This window comes from Mumia sp. ZJ1417, assembly GCF_014127285.1.
Lineage (GTDB): Bacteria > Actinomycetota > Actinomycetes > Propionibacteriales > Nocardioidaceae > Mumia.
The window spans coordinates 2,542,103-2,559,461 of record NZ_CP059901.1; the positions used below are offsets into that span (position 1 = coordinate 2,542,103).

General features: G+C 70.7%; 20 protein-coding genes. 3 read left to right on the top strand and 17 right to left on the bottom strand.

What is annotated here, in order from left to right; translation table 11 throughout:
- Nucleotides 1-8: 8 nt before the first annotated feature.
- The 11 genes from H4N58_RS12370 to rimP all read right to left on the bottom strand — a co-directional run bounded on the left by H4N58_RS12370 (nt 9) and on the right by rimP (nt 9,800).
- The gene (locus H4N58_RS12370; protein WP_243845088.1) at nt 9-968 is read right to left on the bottom strand and encodes a bifunctional riboflavin kinase/FAD synthetase; all 960 of its coding nucleotides are present in this window, start codon (nt 966-968) and stop codon (nt 9-11) included.
- Nucleotides 969-1,033: 65 nt separating this feature from the next.
- The gene (locus tag H4N58_RS12375; protein ID WP_167250475.1) at nt 1,034-1,213 is read right to left on the bottom strand and encodes a hypothetical protein; all 180 of its coding nucleotides are present in this window, start codon (nt 1,211-1,213) and stop codon (nt 1,034-1,036) included.
- Entirely contained in the window at nt 1,210-1,569 is a 360-nt protein-coding gene (locus H4N58_RS12380) for a hypothetical protein (RefSeq protein WP_167250472.1), read from the bottom strand. The genes H4N58_RS12375 and H4N58_RS12380 overlap by 4 nt, the downstream gene beginning before the upstream one ends.
- 243 nt (nt 1,570-1,812) lie before the next feature.
- Nucleotides 1,813-1,968, bottom strand: coding sequence for a hypothetical protein (locus H4N58_RS12385; protein WP_167003482.1), 156 nt, complete (start codon nt 1,966-1,968; stop codon nt 1,813-1,815).
- 149 nt (nt 1,969-2,117) lie between these two features.
- Complete coding sequence (locus H4N58_RS12390; RefSeq protein ID WP_167003484.1) at nt 2,118-3,350, bottom strand: phosphatidylserine/phosphatidylglycerophosphate/cardiolipin synthase family protein; 1,233 nt, start codon at nt 3,348-3,350, stop codon at nt 2,118-2,120.
- Nucleotides 3,351-3,384: 34 nt separating this feature from the next.
- On the bottom strand, nt 3,385-4,275 hold the full coding sequence (gene truB, locus H4N58_RS12395) for a tRNA pseudouridine(55) synthase TruB (RefSeq protein ID WP_167250470.1): 891 nt from the start codon (nt 4,273-4,275) through the stop codon (nt 3,385-3,387).
- Entirely contained in the window at nt 4,272-4,721 is a 450-nt protein-coding gene (gene rbfA, locus H4N58_RS12400; protein ID WP_167004896.1) for a 30S ribosome-binding factor RbfA, read from the bottom strand. The genes truB and rbfA overlap by 4 nt, the downstream gene beginning before the upstream one ends.
- 87 nt (nt 4,722-4,808) lie before the next feature.
- On the bottom strand, nt 4,809-7,784 hold the full coding sequence (gene infB, locus H4N58_RS12405) for a translation initiation factor IF-2 (protein ID WP_167250468.1): 2,976 nt from the start codon (nt 7,782-7,784) through the stop codon (nt 4,809-4,811).
- Nucleotides 7,785-7,899: 115 nt separating this feature from the next.
- Nucleotides 7,900-8,262 carry a YlxR family protein gene (locus tag H4N58_RS12410; protein WP_167003490.1) on the bottom strand — a complete coding sequence of 121 codons (363 nt, stop codon included), beginning with the start codon at nt 8,260-8,262 and terminating at the stop codon, nt 7,900-7,902.
- Nucleotides 8,263-8,343: 81 nt separating this feature from the next.
- Nucleotides 8,344-9,342: a transcription termination factor NusA gene (nusA, locus tag H4N58_RS12415; protein WP_167250466.1), complete on the bottom strand. Its 999-nt coding sequence runs from the start codon at nt 9,340-9,342 to the stop codon at nt 8,344-8,346.
- Nucleotides 9,342-9,800, bottom strand: coding sequence for a ribosome maturation factor RimP (gene rimP / locus H4N58_RS12420; RefSeq protein WP_167250464.1), 459 nt, complete (start codon nt 9,798-9,800; stop codon nt 9,342-9,344). The genes nusA and rimP overlap by 1 nt, the downstream gene beginning before the upstream one ends.
- 156 nt (nt 9,801-9,956) lie before the next feature.
- Here rimP and H4N58_RS12425 point away from each other — a divergent pair, with 156 nt between their 5' ends.
- The 3 genes from H4N58_RS12425 to H4N58_RS12435 are packed head-to-tail and all read left to right on the top strand — an operon-like array spanning nt 9,957 to nt 12,152.
- On the top strand, nt 9,957-10,511 hold the full coding sequence (locus tag H4N58_RS12425) for a hypothetical protein (RefSeq protein ID WP_167250462.1): 555 nt from the start codon (nt 9,957-9,959) through the stop codon (nt 10,509-10,511).
- Entirely contained in the window at nt 10,508-10,954 is a 447-nt protein-coding gene (locus H4N58_RS12430) for a ferritin-like domain-containing protein (protein ID WP_167250460.1), read from the top strand. Before H4N58_RS12425 ends, H4N58_RS12430 begins: the two co-directional genes overlap by 4 nt.
- A 52-nt stretch (nt 10,955-11,006) precedes the next feature.
- Nucleotides 11,007-12,152 (top strand): GNAT family N-acetyltransferase, encoded by a 1,146-nt coding sequence (locus H4N58_RS12435; protein ID WP_167250458.1) that lies wholly within the window; start codon nt 11,007-11,009, stop codon nt 12,150-12,152.
- 75 nt (nt 12,153-12,227) lie between these two features.
- Here the strand turns inward: H4N58_RS12435 and H4N58_RS12440 are convergent, their stop codons facing one another.
- The 6 genes from H4N58_RS12440 to H4N58_RS12465 all read right to left on the bottom strand — a co-directional run bounded on the left by H4N58_RS12440 (nt 12,228) and on the right by H4N58_RS12465 (nt 17,292).
- Nucleotides 12,228-13,988 carry a proline--tRNA ligase gene (locus H4N58_RS12440; protein ID WP_167003502.1) on the bottom strand — a complete coding sequence of 587 codons (1,761 nt, stop codon included), beginning with the start codon at nt 13,986-13,988 and terminating at the stop codon, nt 12,228-12,230.
- Nucleotides 13,989-14,051: 63 nt separating this feature from the next.
- Nucleotides 14,052-14,603 carry a hypothetical protein gene (locus tag H4N58_RS12445; protein WP_167003504.1) on the bottom strand — a complete coding sequence of 184 codons (552 nt, stop codon included), beginning with the start codon at nt 14,601-14,603 and terminating at the stop codon, nt 14,052-14,054.
- Between the two features lie 8 nt (nt 14,604-14,611).
- On the bottom strand, nt 14,612-15,178 hold the full coding sequence (locus tag H4N58_RS12450; protein ID WP_167003506.1) for a hypothetical protein: 567 nt from the start codon (nt 15,176-15,178) through the stop codon (nt 14,612-14,614).
- A complete protein-coding gene (locus H4N58_RS12455) occupies nt 15,175-15,750 on the bottom strand; it encodes a hypothetical protein (protein ID WP_167250456.1) in 576 nt (191 codons plus the stop codon). Before H4N58_RS12455 ends, H4N58_RS12450 begins: the two co-directional genes overlap by 4 nt.
- 124 nt (nt 15,751-15,874) lie before the next feature.
- Complete coding sequence (locus H4N58_RS12460) at nt 15,875-16,450, bottom strand: hypothetical protein (protein ID WP_167003510.1); 576 nt, start codon at nt 16,448-16,450, stop codon at nt 15,875-15,877.
- Nucleotides 16,450-17,292: a GNAT family N-acetyltransferase gene (locus H4N58_RS12465; RefSeq protein WP_167003512.1), complete on the bottom strand. Its 843-nt coding sequence runs from the start codon at nt 17,290-17,292 to the stop codon at nt 16,450-16,452. Before H4N58_RS12465 ends, H4N58_RS12460 begins: the two co-directional genes overlap by 1 nt.
- Nucleotides 17,293-17,359: the final 67 nt, after the last annotated feature.

The window sequence follows — 17,359 nt, forward strand, 5'->3', positions numbered from 1 at the left end:
AGGCACCCTCACCTCGAGGTGCCGAGGGCCTCTCGCACGTCGCGAACGTCTCGATGCATCCGGCCGATGAGCGACTCCACGTCGTCGAAGCGGATCTGGCCGCGGACCCGTGAGACGAACGACACCGCGACGTCGACCCCGTAGAGCTCGAGATCGTCGCGGTCCAGCACGTACGACTCGACCCGACGCTGGTTGCCGTCGAACGTCGGGTTGGTGCCGACGCTGATCGCCGCCGGCAGCACGTCACCGGTGTCGTAGCGGCGGAGCCACCCGGCGTACACGCCGTCGGCGGGCACGGCGAAACCCACGGGCGGGAGGACGTTCGCGGTGGGGAAGCCCATCTGGCGCCCCCGCTTGTCACCCTCGATAACCGTGCCGCGGATGCTGTGGGGGCGTCGCAGCACGCGCGCCGCCTCGGCGACGTCGCCCTCCGCGACCAGCGCGCGGACGTACGTCGAGGAGTAGACCGTCTCGCTGTCTCCGTCGAGCCCGACGCCTTCGGCCACGAAGCCGTGAGCGACGCCGCTCTTGATGAGGGTGTCCACGTCGCCGGCCGCCTTGCGCCCGTACGTGAAGTTGGCGCCGATGACGACTCCCGCCACCCGCAGCTGACCGATCAGGATGCGCTCGACGAACTCCTCAGGACTCCACGAGGCCATCTCGGTGCCGAAGCCCAGCACACGGACCTCGTCGGCGCCCGCCTCCTGGAGCAGGGCGACGCGCTGCTCGACCGTCGTGAGCAGGTCGGGCGCACGGTCGGGCGCGAACACTGCCGTCGGGTGCGGGTCGAAGGTCACGGCCACCACCTCCAGCGGGGTGCCCGGAGACAGCTCGGCCGCGCGCTCGCGGGCGCGCGCCAGCACGTGCCGGTGTCCGACGTGGACGCCGTCGAAAACTCCGACGCACACCACACTGGGCTCGGTGCGCGGTTGAGTACGCGCGCCCTCGATCGCTCGCCAGACGTTCACAGGGCAACTGTGCCACGGACGACCGACGGGCTCGCGCTCGTCCCCCCGACAGGATGAGAGTTCTCTCATCCTCGCTTCATGTTCTTGCGATGCCGAGCACGGATGGTGAACGCCATGACGTTGTCGACCAAGATCGCCCTCGCACTCCTGGGTGTGCTGATCGCCGTCGTCGGAGGGACGGCGGCGATGGCCGCGATGAGCACCCCCAGCCCGTCGCCTGCGGACACCGACCCGGTCCGGGTCACCCAAGGTCCAACCTCCCCCACGGCCCCGATGGCCACCGCAACGTCGGCCCCGTCGCCGACCGATGACGACGACGGCGAACACGACTGAGCGCGACCACAGGCTTCTCCGTACGGCAGAGCATCACCGGGGTGGTGGTCGCGCTGCGACCTCGCGCGGCTCCGGGCGGTCGTCCGGGCCCGGCGCCATGCACGTCGACCGGCACGAAGTAGGGCATCGGCCGCGGCCGACTCACCAGCTGGCGATAGCGGACCTCGAGGGCGTCGTCGCGGTGCCCGATCTCGTACGGCCCGTAGCCGCACGCGCCGAGGTAGAGCGTCGCGCCGAGGCCCCACACGTCGCTGGCGGGCGACGGCACACCGTACCCCTGCGGATCGGCCTGCTCGGGCGCGAGGTAGTCGTCGGTCCCGACGACGTAGCCGTGCGGGGGCGCCCATGATGACGCTGCTGGGCTTGACGTCGAGGTGCACCACGTCGCGTACGCGCAGGTAGTGCAGTGCCGACGCCAGCTCGAGCCCGAGCGGCAGCAGCTGCTGGACCGGCAGTGCGCCGTGCTTGCGTACGAGCGAGGAGAGGCGCGGGCCGTCGAGGTTCTCGAGGATCAGGTACGGCCGTGCCGCGGGCCGTCGCGCCGGACGCCGAACCGGCGCACGATCGCGGGATGGGCCAGATCGGCGAGCGTGTCGGCCTCGCGCTCCAGCCCGCGAAGGGTGGTGGGGTCATCGGTCTGGTCGGGCCGTACGACCTTGACGACCACCGGGGCGTGCAGGATCTCGTCGAACGCGAGGTAGGCCTCGTACGCATTGCCTCCGCCCAGCAGCTATCTGAGACGATGCCGACCCGCGGTGAGACCGCTATGAGGCTGCCGTGAGAGCCCTCTTATGCCGCGTTCACCGGACCAGACGGTCAGAGAAGCGGGCGCAAGGGGACCAGGACGGCCTCGCTGAACCTCGCGCCCCACCGGCGGGTCGCCCACTCCTCGAGGGTGAGCTCGCGCGTGGCAGTGGAGTCGTTGGCGAAGACCTCGTCCATGAGGGCGGCGACTCCTTCGTCGACGATCTCGGCGTTGACCTCGTAGTTGCCGGTGAGGCTGAGCCGGTCGATGTTGGCCGTGCCGATGGTCGACCAGCGCCCGTCGATCGTCGCAGTCTTCGCGTGGACCATCGCCCCCTGGAAGAGCAGGATCCTGACCCCGCCCTTCAGCAGCTGCGTGTAGAAGCCGCGCGACAGCCAGTCGGCGAGCACGTGGTTCGAGACCTCCGGGACCAGCACGCGGACATCGACGCCACGCTGCGCCGCGCGCAGGAGCGCGGCAAGGATGTCCCGGTCAGGGATGAAGTAGGCCTGCGTGATCGCAATCGAGCGGCTCGCCCGGTCGATCGCGTCGAGATACATGTTGCGGATGGGGAAGGACAGGTGGATCGGAGAGTTGCGGTGCGCCCGTACGCGAGGCTCCCACTGCACGGCGCCGGGGTCGGGCAGGTCGGACGTCCCCCGGTCGCGGTGGAGGTTCCAGAAGTCGACGAACGCGTTGTTGAGCTCCCACGTCAGCGGCCCCTCAAGACGCAGGTGGGTGTCACGCCACTTCGTCGCGTAGTCGGAGCCGATGTTGTATCCGCCGACGAACCCCACCTTGCGGTCGACCACCAGGATCTTGCGGTGGTCACGGCCCGTCTTGCGCAGCCGCAGCACGAGGATCCACGGGTTGAAGAACGGGTAGCGCAGCACGTTCACCGAGGCCGGGAAGCGCTTGAACGAACGCTTCACCACGAAGTTCGCGAACGAGTCGAAGATGACGTGGACCTTGACACCGCGCTCAGCGGCCGCGATCACCGCCTGCTTGAACTCCTCACCGACCTCGTCGCCCTTCCAGATGTACGACTCGAGGAGGATCTCCTGACGGGCGCCTCGGATCTCGGCGAGCATCGCGTCAAACAGGTCACGTCCGTAGGTGAAGACCGTCAACGTCGACTCGCCGACCTTCTCCGAGATCGGCGGCAGCCGCGGGAACGTGACCGCGTCATCCTCCTTACGCCGCTTGCGGCGCGCGTCGACCGTCATCAGCACCGCGGCGACCAGGACGATCAGGACGAACCAGATCAGGACCACCCAAAGGACCACCGAGAGCAGCGTCGACATGGGGACAAGCGTAGGTGCTGGGACTGCCGCCGGCTCAGCCGACGAAGACCGCGACCGGACGTGCGTCGGCGCCGCGCTGCTCGTAAAGCGCCAAGAACGCGCCGTCAGGTGCGAAAACCGCGACCGGGCCGTCCGCGCCGAGCGTGAACTCCCGCAGCGGTCGCCCGAAGCGCACCTCCGCTGCCTCCTGCTCACCGAGGTCGACGCTCGGGAACGACGCGCGTGCCGCGTCGTCGAGGCCCAGCACCGTGAACTCCTCTGCGAGCTCGTCGAGCGTACGGGCGACATCGAGGGAGACCCCGCCGACCCGCGTACGACGCAGCCGCGTGAGGTGGCCCCCGACGCCGAGCGCAGCGCCGAGGTCGCGCGCGAGCGCCCGCACGTACGTCCCGCTCGAGCACGTCACGACGGCCTCGACGTCGACCGCGCCCTCGGGTGCAGGGCGCAGGCCGGCAAGCGCGAACTGCGAGACAGTGACCGGTCGCGCGGCGAGCTCGACCTTCTCCCCCGCTCGGACACGCGCGTATGCCCGCTTGCCGTCGACCTTGATCGCCGACACCGACGACGGCACCTGGGCGATGTCGCCGGTCAGGGCGAGCGCCGCCTCACACACCTGCGCGAGGCTCAGCCCGGACGCGTCCACGCGTGTCACGAGCTCGCCGTCCGCGTCGTCGGTCGTCGTCGACTCGCCCAGCCGGATCGTGGCCTCGTAGTCCTTGTCGTGGCCGGCGAGGTGTCCGAGCAGGCGCGTCGCCCGGTTGACGCCGAGCACGAGCACCCCGGTCGCCATCGGATCGAGCGTCCCCGCGTGGCCGACCTTGCGGGTGCCGGCGAGCCGGCGGACCCGCCCGACGACGTCGTGCGACGTCCAGCCAGCAGGCTTATCGACGACGACCAGACCGCTCGGCGTCGCCTCGGTGCTCACTCCCTGCCGTCGAGGTCGTCGGACTCGTCGAGCTCGTCGGCGTCCTTGACCTTGTACGGGTCGGGGTCGCCGGCGTACTGCGCACGCGCGGCCTTCTCCGCGACCCTGGCGTCACGCTCGCGCGCACGGCCCAGAAGGTCCTCGATCTGGCGTGCGTTCTCCGGGACGGCGTCACGGACGAACTCCAGCGACGGCGTGTGGCGCATGCCGAGCTGCTTGCCGACCTCGGATCGGATCAGCCCCTTGGCGCTCTCGAGCGCCACGGCGGTGCCCTCGAGCTCCTCCGCGTCACCCATCACGGTGTAGAACACGGTCGCGTGCTGGGTATCGCCCGTGACCCGAACGTCCGTCACCGTGACGAACCCCAGCCGGGGGTCCTTGATCCGGCGGTCGAGCATCTCGGCGACGACGACCTTGATCCGGTCGGCCACCTTGTTGACCCGCATGCTTCCCACGACTTACTCCTTCTTACGTGGAGACGGGGTGCCGCACGCGTGCGGCACCCCGTCTCACTCAGCGTTGACCGTACGGTCTCAGCTCCGCGGAATCTCCCGCATCTCGAACGTCTCGACGATGTCGCCGATCTTGATGTCGTTGAATCCCTTGAGCGTCAGACCGCATTCGAAGCCCTCGCGGACCTCGGTGACGTCATCCCTCTCACGCCGCAGGCTCGCGAGGTCGAGGTTGTCCGCGACGACCGCGCCGTCACGCAGCAAACGCGCCTTGGAGTTCCGCTTGATCGACCCGGAGATGACCATGCAGCCTGCGATGTTGCCGATCTTGGAGGAGCGGAAGATCTCGCGGATCTCCGCACGGCCCAGCTGGGCCTCCTCGAACTCCGGCTTGAGCATGCCCTTGAGGGCAGCCTCGATCTCCTCGATCGCCTGGTAGATGACCGAGTAGTAGCGGATCTCGACACCCTCGCGGTCAGCGACCTCGGTGGCCTTGCCCTGCGGACGGACGTTGAAGCCGATGATGACGGCGTTCGACGCGGCAGCGAGCATGACGTTGGTCTCGGTGATCGCACCGACACCGCGGTCGATGACCCGCAGCGCGACGTCTTCGCCGACGTCGATCTTGCTGAGTGCGTCCTCGAGCGCCTCGACCGAACCTGAACCGTCACCCTTGAGGATGAGGAGCAGCTCGTCGGTCTCGCCCTTCTCCATGTGCTGCATGAAGTCCTCGAGCGTCCGGCGGCCGGCACGCTGCGCGAGAGCGGCGTTGCGCTCGCGCGCCTCGCGCTTCTCGGCGATCTGCCGGGCCATCCGGTCGTCGGGGACGACCATGAAGTTGTCACCGGCGCCCGGCACGGCCGTGAGGCCGAGCACGAGGACGGGACGGGAGGGGTCAGCCTGGTCGACGTTGTCGCCGTGCTCGTCGAGCATGGCGCGCACGCGGCCGTGGGCAGGACCCGCGACCATCGAGTCGCCGACCTTGAGCGTGCCGCGCTGGACCAGCACCGTGGCGACCGGACCGCGTCCACGGTCGAGGTGTGCCTCGATCGCGATGCCCTCCGCCGCCTGGTGCGGGTTGGCCCGCAGGTCGAGCGAGGCGTCGGCGGTCAGCACGATGGACTCGAGGAGCCCGCCGATGTTGAGCTGCGACTTGGCCGAGACGTCGACGAACATCGTGTCGCCGCCGTACTCCTCGGGCACGAGTCCGTACTCGGTGAGCTGGCCGCGCACCTTGGTCGGGTCCGCGTCGGGCTTGTCGATCTTGTTGACCGCGACCACGATCGGCACGTTGGCCGCCTTGGCGTGGTTGAGCGCCTCGACCGTCTGCGGCATCACGCCGTCGTCGGCCGCGACCACCAGCACCGCGATGTCGGTCGCCTGGGCACCACGGGCTCGCATGGCGGTGAACGCCTCGTGACCCGGGGTGTCGATGAAGGTGATGCGACGCTCGGTGCCGTCGACGTCCGTCGCCACCTGGTAGGCACCGATGTGCTGGGTGATCCCACCGGCCTCCTTGTCGACCACGTTGGCCTGACGGATGGCGTCGAGCAGCTTGGTCTTGCCGTGGTCGACGTGACCCATGACGGTGACCACCGGCGGACGCGCGGCGAGGTCATCCTCGTCACCCTCGTCCGAGCCGAACTCGATCTGGAACGACTCGAGCAGCTCGCGGTCCTCGTCTTCGGGCGAGACGACCTGGACGTCGTAGTTGAGCTCGTCGCCGAGGATCTGCAGGACCTCGTCGTTGACCGACTGCGTCGCGGTCACCATCTCGCCCAGCGCGAACAGCACCTGGACGAGCGAGGCCGCGTCGACGCCGATCTTCTCGGCGAAGTCGGTCAGCGACGCACCACGCGGCAGGCGGATGGCCTGACCGTCGCCCTTGCGGACGCGGACGCCACCGACGGCCGGTGCCTGCATCTGGTCGAACTCTTGACGCTTCGCGCGCTTGCTCTTGCGTCCGCGGCGAGCGGGACCGCCCGGGCGACCGAACGCGCCCTGCGTGCCACCGCGGCCACCGCGACCCGGACCGGGACGGCCACCGCCGCCAGCGAAACCACCGGGACGAGGACCGCCGCCACCGGCACCGGCACCTGCACCGCCACCGCCGGGACGGCCACCGCCGCCACCGGGACGACCGGCACCTGCCGGGGCGCCACCGCGACCACGACCGCCACCACCGGGACCGCCGCGTGCGGGACCGATGGAGCTCTGCTTGGGCATCATCGCCGGGTTGGGGCGCGGCATGCCCGGACGGGGCGCGGGTGCGCCACCCTCACGAGAGGCAGGCGGACGCGGCGGCATGCCGGGACGAGGAGCGCCCTCGCGCTGGCCGTCGCGCGGAGCACCCTCACGGGTGCCGCCGTCACGGGCGCCACCGTCGCGAGGGGCACCGTCGCCACCGCGACCCGGGCGCTGCATGCCTTGGGTCGACGAGAACGGGTTGTTGCCCGGGCGAGGGCCACCACCGGGGCGACCGCCGCCGGTGCCGCCTGGACGCGGGCCGGGACGGCCCGCCCCACCCGGACGCGGACCCGACGCACCCGGACGCGGAGCGTCCGAGCGTGCGGCGGGCGTCTCGGGGCGAGGCGCGGGGCGTGGTGCCGGACGGGGTCCGGACGGCTTCGGCGCAGGCGCCTCCGTGGGCGGGGCCTGCGGTGCGGACTCCGCCACGGGTGCCTCCGGCGCTGCCGCCACCGGCTCCGGAGCGGGCTCCGGCTCGGGGACGGGCTCTGCCTTGGGGGGCGCCGGCTTCTTGCGGGGCCCGGGCATCGGCGCACCCGGGGTCGGGGTTGCCGTCGCTGTGCCCTCAGCGGGCGCGGCGTCAGCGGGCGCGGCAGACTGTGCAGCCCCCGCGGGCTTCCTCGACGTCTTCTTCGCGCCCTGGGCGCGGAACTGGTCGCCGTACTTCTCGGTAAGCCGGCGGATGACCGGCGCCTCGATCGTGGACGACGCGGAACGTACGTACTCGCCCATGTCGTTCAGCGCTGACAGCACGTCCTTGCTGGTGACGCCGAACTCCTTGGCGAGTTCGTGGACTCGGACCTTGGCCACTGTTCTCCTCTTCAGGGGCGATCCGAGCCCCTGAAAGGGCGCAGACCGCTAGTTGATGTGCATGCTCATCGAACGGAAATCATCGACTGCTCATGAGCGTGTGCTCCACTTCTGTCTACGCACCGCCTGTTGACGGTGCCGGCTGCGTCTGCCTGGTCGATCCTCGTACGTAGGCGTCGAGCGGTCCGATGTCCAACGGCCCCTCCAGGCGGAGGGCCCGTGCGAACGCCTTGCGCTGCGTCGCTCGTTCGAGGCACGCGACGTCGAGGTGCAGGTGCGCCCCACGTCCCGGTGCTGCGCCGCGAAGATCAGGCGTGACGAAGGTAATCGCCTCGCCGTGGATCGCCACGACCCGAACCAGATCGGATTTGTCGCCTCGCTCCCGGCAGCCGATGCACGTACGAACGGGCCGTACACGTACCGGAGCCTCCGGAGCCTCGTCGTGTGACGCGCCACCGGCTGGAGTCGAGTGATTCACCGTCTGTCAGTCTAGCGGGTCGCTCCTGGCGCTGTCGCCCACCCTGCTCGACATCCGTCGCAGCAGGGCGGACGACACCTCTCAGCGCCTCGCCGAGTCCTGCACGACCTCGGTGTCAGGCCGGATGTCGATGCGCCAGCCGGTCAGACGCGCGGCGAGGCGGGCGTTCTGCCCCTCCTTGCCGATCGCCAGCGACAGCTGGAAGTCGGGCACGATCACCCGGGCCGCCTTGGCGTCCGGGTCCACGACCGTGACCGAGCTCACCTGCGCCGGCGAGAGCGCGTGCGCGATGTACTCGGTTGGCTCCTCGGAGAAGTCGACGATGTCGATCTTCTCTCCGTGCAGCTCGGACATCACGTTGCGGACCCGCTGGCCCATCGGACCGATCGAGGCACCCTTCGCGTTCACGCCCGGCGCGGTCGAGCGTACGGCGATCTTGGTCCGGTGACCGGCCTCCCGGGCGATCCCGGCGATCTCGACAGTGCCGTCCTCGATCTCGGGGACCTCGAGGGCGAACAGCTTCTTGACGAGGTTGGGATGGGTGCGCGAGACCTGGACCTGCGGACCACGCGGTCCACGGCGCACGCTGGTCACCAGCGCCTTGATCCGCTCGCCGTGCTCGTACGACTCCCCCGGCACGCGCTCGGCGACCGGCAGCAGCGCCTCGACACGACCCAGATCGACGAGGACGTCACCGGGCTCGCGGCCCTGCTGGATCACGCCGGACACGATGTCGCCCTCGCGTGCGGCGAACTCCCCGAAGCGCTGCTCGTCCTCGGCGTCGCGCAGCCGCTGCAGGATGATCTGCTTGGCAGTCGTCGCCGCGATCCGTCCGAAGTCGTCGGGGGTGTCTTCGAACTCCTCGGTGAGGGTGAAGCCGTCCTCGGTCTCCACCCGGTCGCGCGCCCAGACCACCACGTGGCCGGACCGGCGGTCGAGCTCGACCCGCGCATTGCTGCGGGCACCCGGCGTGCGGTGGTACGCGACCAGGAGCGCCTGCTCGATCGCCGTCACGACGACGCCGAGAGGCAGGTCCTTCTCGTGCTCCAGAGCGCGCAGCACCGCCATGTCGATGTCCATCAGACGTCCTTCCGCTTCAGCTCGGGCTCGATCTTTGCCTTCTTCACGTCCTCGTACGCCACGTCCCGCTCCCCAGTCTCGGTGCGGATCACAGCACCCGCATCGTCGGCGGAGAGGATGCGGCCCTCGAACACGTCGCCCTCTGCAGGCGTCACCTTGACCCAACGGTCGACGTTGCGCGACCAGTGGCGAGGGAGGGTCAGCGGGCGGCTCGTGCCACGCGTGGAGACCTCCAGCGTGTATGGAGCCGAGCCCAGGTCGTTGGTGTCGTCGAGGGCCGTCGAGACGGCCCGGGTGACCTTGGCGATGTCGTCGAGGTTCAGGGCGTTCTCTGCGTCGACGACGACGCGCAGGACTCGCCCTCCAGTGAGCTCGACGGCGTCGAGGTCCATGCCGTGCGAGGTCACGACCTCGTCCAGCGCCTGCCGGAGGGTGTCGGGGACCGGTGTCGTTGCCATGGCACGCCTCCGTTTTCTGTTGTGCCGCGCGTACGTCGTACGCACGGGGTCGCTTCCGAGCCAGGGACAAGTCTAGGGCGTCGCCGAGAACGTCACGCGGCGGCCGACCCGGGTCGCGCAGGACCGGGTTCACGGCGCCTCCGATAGCGTGAGGGCGTGACCATTCTCGGTGCGGCGCCCCGCCACGGGGTCGGCCGCCGAACGCTCTTGCTCGGCTCCGGCGCGGTGGCGCTGTCGGCCGTCGCAGGGTGCTCGTGGCTCGACCGTACGCCCGCGGATCCTGCCGCTGAGGTCCACCCGGACCGCGAGCGCCTGGTCTCCGCGCGCGACGAACAGGAAGCCCTCCTCGCCGCGGTCCGCGCGACCGCGGCGGCCCACGCAGGGCTCGCCGGGTCGCTCGCGGCGTTGGTCGCACGCAGCGAGGAGCGCCTCGCTGCACTCGACGAGGCCCTCGGCGACGACGCCTCCCCCGCGACCGACACCCCGGCGTCCCCGGGCACCACCGCACCGGAACCCACCTCACCCGCTGTCCCGCCCCGTCCGGCGGCCGCGATGAGCGCGCTGATCACCCAGACCCGCACCGCCGAGGTTGCCCGCAGCGGCGACTGCGGCACGGCGATCGACGGCGGGGTCGCGCGCCTCCTCGGCGCGCTGGCGGCCGGGTATGCCCAGGACGTGGTGGTCCTTCGCCGTCAGCGAGGCGCTGCGTGAGGCGCGACGGCGACCATGGCGCCGACGTCGAGACCGATCCGACGGATGCCTGGCAGAACGCCCTCGCCGGCGAGCACGCCGCGGTCTACGCGTACGGGCTGATCGCGGGTCGGCTCGCGGAGGGCTCTGCCGTGCAGCGCCAGGCCGCGTCCGCGTTCGCCCTGCACCGCAAGCGCCGCGACGACGTGATGGCGCGCCTGGTCCGCGACGGTCAGACGCCCGTGGAGGCACAGCCCGCGTACGAGACCGGCGCGGTCGACAACGCGGCGGGCGCCCGGCGCGTCGCGCAGGCGGTCGAGGCCGGGCTGTGCCGCAGTTGGCTCGTGGTGGTCGGGGTGACGACGGGCGCGGCACGCACCTACGCGGCCACCGCGCTCACGGAGTCGGCCACGACGCTGCTCGCGTGGGGCGGGCAGCCCAGCGCGCTCCCCGGCGTCTCCTGAGCCGGGCGAAACCGACGAGACGTCCGCGGACCGGTGTGCGAAGGTGCGGTCCATGACCTTCCCGACAGCGGCCTTCCCTGACGGCGTCCCCGTGCTGCGGGACGGCGACGTGGAGCTGCGCGCCCACCGCGAGGACGACCTCGACGCCCTCGTCGAGCAGTGCCTCGACCCGCAGAGCGTGGCGTGGACGATGATCCCCCGCGGGTACGACGCGGCGATGGGCCTCGAGTTCCTGACGACGACCGTCCCGCAGGGATGGCGTACGGGGTCCGAGCGGGCGTTCGCGGTCGTGGCCACCCACCCCGACGGGCGCCGGCGCTACGCAGGCACCGTCTCGTTGCGCGACCTCGGGTCCGGCAGGGCTGACGTCGGCTTCGTCGCCCACCCCGCCGTACGTGGCCTCGGCGTGATGACCCAGGCGCTCGACCTGCTCCTCGACTACGCGTTCGACACGCTCGCGACCCAGACGGTCATCTGGTGGGCGGTACGCGGCAACTGGGGGTCGCGCAAGCTCGCGTGGCGCTGCGGGTTCACCTTCGGCGGCACGGTGCACCGCTGGCTCGCGGAGCACGGCGGCTACCAGGACGCCTGGGTGGCGACGCTGCACCGCGACGACGAGCGGGCACCGCTCGGCCACTGGTGGTCGCTGCCGACGCTGGAGGGTGAGGACGTGGTCGTACGACCGCTGCGCGCGGACGACGACGCACGGATCGTCGAAGGCGGCAACGACCCGGCCGTCCAGCGCTGGATGCCGACGTTCCCCACCCCGTACCGACTCGAGGACGCCGCGGCGTTCCGCGCGCTGGTGACCGACGCGGCGGCGACCGGTTCGTCCTTCTCGTGGGCGGTCGCCGACCCGCGGACCGACCGACTGCTCGGAGCGGTGGGCATCCCGCGCCGTACCGACACGAGCGTCGAGATCGGCTACTGGCTGCACCCGGACGCCCGAGGGCACGGGTATGCGCAGGCGGCGACCGAGACCCTCGTCGCGCACGCGTTCACGCCGCGCGACATGGGCGGGATGGGAGCGCTTCGGGCGTACGTGCGCGTCGACGAGCTCAACCGCGACTCGCTCGCGGTGGCGAGAGCATGCGGGTTCGAGATGTCGGGGACCGAACGGGCCGGTCAGGTGCGGCGCAACGGCACGTTCGCCGACATGCTCGTGCTCGAGCGCATCAATCCCCTGATCGCCTTCTGAGGCAAGGGCGCAGGAGCGCGGTCCATCAGTGCCAGGATGTGGCACCGATGGACCGCACAGTGCCCACGACAGGCGTCAGCGCGAGGCGAGCTGCTCGACGACGAGGTCCAGCGGGACGTTCTCGCGGACGCCGGTCTTGCGGTCCTTGACCTCGACGACACCCTCGGCGAGCCCACGGCCGACCACGACGATCGTCGGGACACCGATGAGCTCGGCATCCTTGAACTTCACGCCGGGCGAGACCTTGGGACGGTCGTCGTACAGCACCTCGACCCCAGCGGCCTCAAGCTCCCCGGCAAGACGCGCCGCGGTGTCGAAGACCTCGGTGTCCTTGCCGGTGGCGACGACGTGCACGTCGTACGGGGCGACCTCGGCGGGCCACACGATGCCGGACTCGTCGTGGCTGTTCTCGATGATGGCCGCGACCGCGCGCGAGACGCCGATGCCGTACGAGCCCATGGTGACCGTGACGAGCTTGCCGTTCTCGTCGAGCACCTTCAGCCCAAGCGCGTCGGCATACTTGCGGCCGAGCTGGAAGATGTGGCCCATCTCGATGCCGCGCGCGAGCTCGAGCGGACCCGAGCCGTCCGGAGCGGGATCGCCGGGGCGGACCTCGGCGGCCTCGATCGTGCCGTCGGGCGTGAAGTCTCGTCCACACACGAGGTCGAAGACGTGCTTGCCGGGCTCGTCGGCGCCGGTCAGCCACGCCGTGCCGCGCGCGACGCGAGGGTCGACGAGATAGCGGATGCCGGAGTCGGACTCCTCCCCGAGCGTCTGCGGGCCGATGTAGCCGCGGACCAGTGCGGGCTGCTTGGCGAAGTCGCCGTCCTCGAACGCGTCGATCTCACCCGGGGCGACCTGGGCCTCGAGCCGCTTGAGGTCGACCTCGCGGTCGCCGGGGAGCCCGACGACGAGGACCTCGCGGGAACCGTCGGGCTGGCGGACCCAGAGGACGACGTTCTTGAGGGTGTCGGCCGCGGTCCAAGGACGGTCGTCGCGCGGGAAGCGCGCGTTCGCCAGCGCCACCAGGGTCTCGATCGTGGGCGTGTCCGGGGTGTCCTCGACGTGGGCCGCGGGGAGCGACGCGATCTGCTCGTCGCTCAGCGGCTCCGGCGCAACGGTGGTCACCGCCTCGACGTTCGCCGCGTATCCCCCCGGCGAGCGGACGTAGGTGTCCTCGCCGTTGACGGCGGTCGCGAGGAACTCCTCGCTCGCCGAGCCGCCCATCGCTCCGGAGACGGCCTGGACGATGACGTAGTCGAGACCGAGCCGGTCGAAGATCCGGATGTAGGCCTCGCGGTGCTCTTCGTACGCACGCTTGAGGCCGTCGTCGTCGACGTCGAAGGAGTAGGAGTCCTTCATGATGAACTCGCGCCCGCGCAGCAGGCCCGCGCGGGGTCGCGCCTCGTCGCGGTACTTCGTCTGGATCTGGTAGAGCGCGAGCGGCAGGTCCTTGTAGGACGAGTAGAGGTCCTTCACGAGGAGCGTGAACATCTCCTCATGGGTGGGGCCGAGCAGCATGTCGACGTCGCGCCGGTCCTTGAGGCGGAACAGGTTCGGTCCGTACTCCTGCCAGCGCCCCGTCGCCTCGTACGGCTCCCTGGGGAGCAGCGCGGGGAACGACACCTCCTGGGCGCCGATGCGGTTCATCTCCTCGCGGACGATCCCCTCGACCTTGCGCAGCACCCGCAGACCGAGCGGGAGCCACGAATAGATGCCGGGAGCCGCGCGACGCACGTACCCCGCTCGAACCAGGAGACGGTGCGACGGGACCTCCGCGTCCGCCGGGTCCTCGCGAAGGGTACGGAGGAAGAGACGAGACATGCGGGTGACCACGGGCGTACTCCTGGTTCGGGGTGGGTGTGCGGTGCCCAGCCTAGCGACCGGGCACGAGACGGATCAGCCGCGGCGGACCCACGCGGACAACCCGTGGCGGGCGTCGGGGAAGGTGTCGGACCCGCCCAACACGGCCGCCGAGGCGGGCGCCGGGCCGCGTGTCAGCTCGTCCTCGCGCTCCACGACTTCGGCCCGGACGCGGACCGCCGTGTTGGAGCCGCCGAGGCAACGGTGCGGGATGCGGACCGTGATCGACCGCCTTCCGAAAGCGACCTGGTCCCCCCTGCACCGGACCACGGCGCCGACATCGCGGCGTACGAGGGAGGCGCGGTGCCACCGGCCGTCGAAGCGGGCCCTGGTCACCGCGAACATCGGGCGGTGCCGGGGCTTGACGGTGACCGAGACCAGGCCGAGCTGTGAGTTCTTCAGGCCTGGCACCGACAGCCGGACGACGACCGCGTGCTTCTTGTTGGCGACCTTCACCTTCGTGATGTCGAGGGCAGAGGTCGCGTCACCACGTGTGTCGGAGAAGCCGCGCGTCTTGGCTGCCGCCGGTGAGGCGGCTGCACCGACGACGAGCGCCGATGCAGCCATCCCGACCGCGAGCACACGCATCCCGCGGCTCACCGGTAGCGGACCCAGGGCGGCTGCTTGGGCGAAACGAGCGACGGGTAGCCGTCGGCATAGGTGTCGGGCCCGGGCTGGGGCGAGCTGACACCGTCGTTCTGGCGTGAGACCAGCGAGACACTGACGCGCACGGGCTTGCGGTTGCGGTCGAGGCAGCGCTGCGGGATGCGCACGGTGATCGCGCGCGCACCGAAACGGATGCGGTCACCGCGGCACCGTACGGTCGACTCGTCCTGGAAGCTGATGAGGGCCAACGACGACCATGGGCCGTCGGGATAGCGCGCCTTGCTGGAGATGAACAGCGGGCGAGCGCGGGCCTTCGTCACGATCGTGACGGTGACTGCCTCCAGCTCGGACTTCTTGAGCTCGGGGACGGTGATGCGGACGACAAGAGCGCGCTTCTTGTTGGCGACCTTGATCTTGGTCATATCGACCGCGGCCGTCGCGTCGCCCCGCGCGTCCTTGAAGGAGCGTGTCTTCGCCACCGCCGGTGAGGCGGCCGCGCCGACGACGAGCGTCGACACCGCCGCACCGACCGCGAGCGTACGGAGAGTGCGCCTCATCGGTAGCGCACCCAGGGCGACATGCGCTCGGAGGTCAGGCTCGGGTAGACGTCGATCTGCGCCTCCGGACCCTCCTCGGGCTCCTCCTCGAGGAGGATCTCGTCGTCGCGCCCGAAGACGGCGGCAACGACCTTCACGGCCTTCATGTTGGCGCCCAGGCAGCGCTGCGGGAGGCGGACGGTGATCGACTTCTTGTTGAAGCGGACACGATCGCCCTTGCACGCGACGGCGAGCTCCTCGGAGTCCTCGTCCATGAGCATGAGCGGCATCCAGCCGGCACCCTCCATGCGCATCTTCGTCGACACGAACTCGGGGCGGCCCTTGGCCTTGGTGCGGACGCCGACCATGACGCCGCCCACCTTCGACTTGCGAAGCCCCGGCACCGACAGGCGCACGACGACGGCGCTCTTCTTGTTGGTGACCTTCACCTTGGTGATGTCGAGGGCAGAGGTCGCGTCGTCCTTCTTGTCGGTGAAGCTGCGGGTCTTCGCAGCGGCGGGCGAGGCGGTCGCGGTGACGACGAGGGCTGCGGCGGCGCCGGCGGCAGCGAGGGCCCGGAGGGTACGGATCATGGGGTGCTCCTGCGTTGATGGTGGCCGCAGCGTAGCCCGCCACAGGGTCAGGCAGAACGGCTGTCTGCTCGCTGTGACGCGATCGAGATCTCGGGTGAGTAGGCCCCGTACGAGGCCGTCACTGTCAGCGGTAGGCGACCCAGCGCGTCATCTTCGTGCCGCGGACCTTCGGCACCCCGTCGATCGGCAGCGTCGGACCCGGGGACGGGTCGAGCAGCACCTCGTCGGGGACGTCGCCGCGAAGGTAGGCGCGGGTGAACACCGCGACCTGCACGCGCACGGCGGAGCGGTTGGCGTCGAGGCACCGTTGAGGGATCGAGACGACGACGCGACGCGGCTTGACCTGCATCCGCAAGCCCTTGCAGCTCCGCCGCTCGTCGTCGAGACGCTGCCACGTCGTGTCCCAGCCGGAGCCACGCCGCACCTTGGACGCTGCGTACTCGGGGCGCCCCGCGACCTTGCGGCCCACGAAGACCGTGAACCCGCCCAACCGCCGACGCTCGAGCCGCGGGATGCGCAGCGCGACCGTGACCCGGTGCTCGGCGTTGCGCACGCGAAGGGACGAGATGTCGAGGGCGCTGAGCGCGTCGCCGCGGGCGTCGGGCACGTCGCGTACTGCCGCCTGCGCGGGTGCGGCGACGAGGCCGAGCGTGAGCAGGACGGCGATCGCGAGCGTCACCGCCGTACGTCCGGCGCGCATCAGAACAGCACCGACGCGAAGGTCGTGGTCTGGACGAAGCCGACGCGCTCGTACACCCGCCGTGCGGGGATGTTGTAGTCGTTCACGTACAACGACACGACCGGCGCGACCTCACGCTGCGCGCGCTCGACGACAGCGGCCATCCCTGCCGTACCGAGCCCCTTGCCGCGGTGCTCGGGCGACACGTACACCCCTTGGACCTGGCAGCCGCGTGCGGTCGCCGACCCCACCTCGGCCTTGAAGAGCACCTCGCCGTCCTCGATGATCGCGTACGCCCAGCCGCGGCTGACCAGCTGCGTGACGCGCGCGCGGTAGCTGTTGCGTCCGGGCAGCTCGGGGCTCTCGCCGACCTCCTCGGTGAACATCGCGACGCTCGCCGGATAAAGGAGGTCGATCTCGTCGATGAGCACCGGGCGCAGCCGCGGGTCAGGCGTCACCGCCGGTGGCCCGGCGATCTCCAGGAACGGCTGATCGAGCCGCAGGGAGCGCGCCGGCCCCCACTCGGGTGCGAGGTGGTCCCACAGCCGGACGACGGCGTCACGGGGACCGACGATCGACGACGACAGTCGGCCGTGGCTCTCGGCTCGGTAGGCGAACGCGTCGACCGCGCGGCCGGTCGCCTCCACCGGGACGAGGTTGGCGCCGACGTGGCAGGCGGAGACGAGCGTGCCGTCCTCGAAATAGCCCCAGACCTCACCGCCCAGCCAACGCGCCTGGAGACGTGTCGTCGTCGCGCGGTGGTCGACGAACAGGTTGACTATCGGGTCACGGTCGATGAGCGTCTGCAGGAGCGGGAGATCGTCCTCGTACAGCACGCGAACACCCGTCGTGGTGCTCAGCATGCGTCCTCCTCCCGCCGGTCCGTGTGGTGAGCCTATCCGGCTACCCACGCACGGGCCATGGTCCGCG

What these genes read in the sequence shown, in the direction of transcription:
- rbfA (WP_167004896.1), bottom strand. Translation starts at nt 4,721, where the DNA reads ATGCGGGTCAACAAGGTGGCCGACCGGATCAAGGTCGTCGTCGCCGAG.
- H4N58_RS12435 (WP_167250458.1), top strand. Translation starts at nt 11,007, where the DNA reads ATGACCTTCCCGACAGCGGCCTTCCCTGACGGCGTCCCCGTGCTGCGG.
- H4N58_RS12445 (WP_167003504.1), bottom strand. Translation starts at nt 14,603, where the DNA reads ATGCGTGTGCTCGCGGTCGGGATGGCTGCATCGGCGCTCGTCGTCGGT.
- rimP (WP_167250464.1), bottom strand. Translation starts at nt 9,800, where the DNA reads ATGGCAACGACACCGGTCCCCGACACCCTCCGGCAGGCGCTGGACGAG.
- H4N58_RS12465 (WP_167003512.1), bottom strand. Translation starts at nt 17,292, where the DNA reads ATGCTGAGCACCACGACGGGTGTTCGCGTGCTGTACGAGGACGATCTC.
- H4N58_RS12455 (WP_167250456.1), bottom strand. Translation starts at nt 15,750, where the DNA reads ATGATCCGTACCCTCCGGGCCCTCGCTGCCGCCGGCGCCGCCGCAGCC.
- H4N58_RS12460 (WP_167003510.1), bottom strand. Translation starts at nt 16,450, where the DNA reads ATGCGCGCCGGACGTACGGCGGTGACGCTCGCGATCGCCGTCCTGCTC.
- nusA (WP_167250466.1), bottom strand. Translation starts at nt 9,342, where the DNA reads ATGGACATCGACATGGCGGTGCTGCGCGCTCTGGAGCACGAGAAGGAC.
- H4N58_RS12450 (WP_167003506.1), bottom strand. Translation starts at nt 15,178, where the DNA reads ATGAGGCGCACTCTCCGTACGCTCGCGGTCGGTGCGGCGGTGTCGACG.
- H4N58_RS12390 (WP_167003484.1), bottom strand. Translation starts at nt 3,350, where the DNA reads ATGTCGACGCTGCTCTCGGTGGTCCTTTGGGTGGTCCTGATCTGGTTC.